Genomic DNA, 1,860 nt, shown 5'->3' on the forward strand with positions numbered 1-1,860 from the left:
TGGTTGGGCGGCGTTGGCGTGTCTTGAGTTTCTGGCCCTTACGCGGCATAGCCCGCGCCTTCTACCGGCACCACCGGCAAGTGAGCTAAGGGATGTACGACCACGAGCGGATCAGGGGTATTTTCAGCCCCCCCCACCCTTATTTCGTCGTCAGAAACGGGCGTTTCCGCTAAAACCCTGGTGGCGTCTGGCGATTCGCAGGCATCAGTACCCCGCACACCCCCCGCGTTGGGGCCGTGTTGGGGCCGCGTTGACCCCGCGAACTGGGGGGCTACCCCCCGCGAACTGGCTGTCGTACACCCAGTTTTCAGCTCAACATCCACGTCAACGGCGCTATCGAACCCCATTGCCCCCGGTACGACTACGACCGGCTCAAAGGTATTTGCATACCCCCCCACCCTTATTTCGTCCTCAGAAACGGGCGTTTCCGCTAAAACCCTGGTGGCGTCTGGCGATTCGCAGGCATCAGCACGCCGCACACCCCCCGCGTTGGGGCCGTGTTGGGGCCGCGTTGACCCCGCGAACTGGGGGGCTACCCCCCGCGAACTGGCTGTCGTACCTGTCGCCATCAGCTGGGTTACATCCAGTAACCCGGCCAATTGCGGGCTGTGCGCCGCTAAATCACCATCAAACAGCAATTCATACTCGAAGCTTTGCCCACGGCTACCGCGATGGACCAGCAGGTATTCCAGGGCGGCCAACCTATCCAAATGTAGGCGGCATTGGGTATCCGATAGCCCGCTGGCGTGACGCACCTCGGCGCGGCTGAAGCGGATGTCCTGCACCCCTAATTGCGTCGTGTCGGCACGCTCGCGCACCAGCTGCTGAACGCAGGCTAAGAGCTTGCGGGTCTGGGGTGGCAACTCATCCAGGCTGCGCCCCAGCACGTCATGCGCCAGCTTATTGGCCTGTGCGATGTCCTCCGGGGTCACTTCCACGTACTCAATCTGCCGATCTCCCACCACCAAGGTCTTGATCGGGCGTTGGTACTGGTGCAGTAAGGCAATCGTGTCGATCAGGGAGAGATACTTTTCATGATCGCGCCGTGTCCGCGTGCGGTCATCCAGGAAGGTCAATTGATCCGCAAACGGGTTCACCACCGCCAAAGGACGCAGCAAACGCTGGGCATTACGTTGCAACGCCAGCACCGCGTCCTTGGTTTCCTTGCCCAGGAAGCCTTCCAGCGTGCGCCGTTCCCGTTGCCGTCGGTGAATCGCTGCCGTCTGCTCGCGCCCTTCATCCACGCTAAGCACCAAGCAGCGGTTGAGCAATTCTTCGTCGATGTCGATGGCCGTCGTGGTCATGAACAGGCTCATCGGGCCTTCTACCCGGTATTCCTGTGCCACCAGATTGCCATTGGCGTCTGAGCCCGTGCTGGCCATCGTCAACTCACCATCCGATTGCAGCAGCTTCAAGGCATAGCTGGCCCGGCTCGCGCCTTCCTCTTCCGCAATCGCCAGTATCTTGTGCTTGAGATTGGTCTCGCCCATGTAGAACAGGCTTTGTCCGCTCATGGCGGAGTAGCGCACCGTCTCTTCCGGCGGCATAAACGCCAGCACCGCATCCATCAGGCTGGATTTACCGGCTGCGCTGGATGATTGCACCACCACCGCCAGCGGCCTATCCAACTTGCGGCTGGTGGCGGCTAAATAGGCCGTCAGCTTGTTGGTGGCTTCGCCCACAATCCCGCATTGCTCGAAGTCCGCCAGCACCCGCCCCAGTAGGTCCGGTGACTGTAATAGCGCCAGTGCCGCTTGCTGCTCTTCCTCGCTCATGGTCGGCATCGTCGGCGCTTGTGGCATCAAGGCTTGCTGGATGGCCTCGTCCTGCACCTGCTCCAGCTTGAGCAACACCCGGCCC

Annotated in this window: 1 protein-coding gene; it reads right to left on the reverse strand. The window is 61.4% G+C overall.

Translation table 11 applies throughout. The annotated features are described in order from the left end of the window. Positions 1–38: 38 nt before the first annotated feature. Positions 39–1,860: MTBMA_p00010-related P-loop-containing protein (locus ACUHMQ_RS20625; protein ID WP_445297324.1), on the reverse strand; the 1,822-nt coding region annotated here is incomplete at its 5' end.

Source organism: Chitinimonas violaceus (assembly GCF_052601015.1).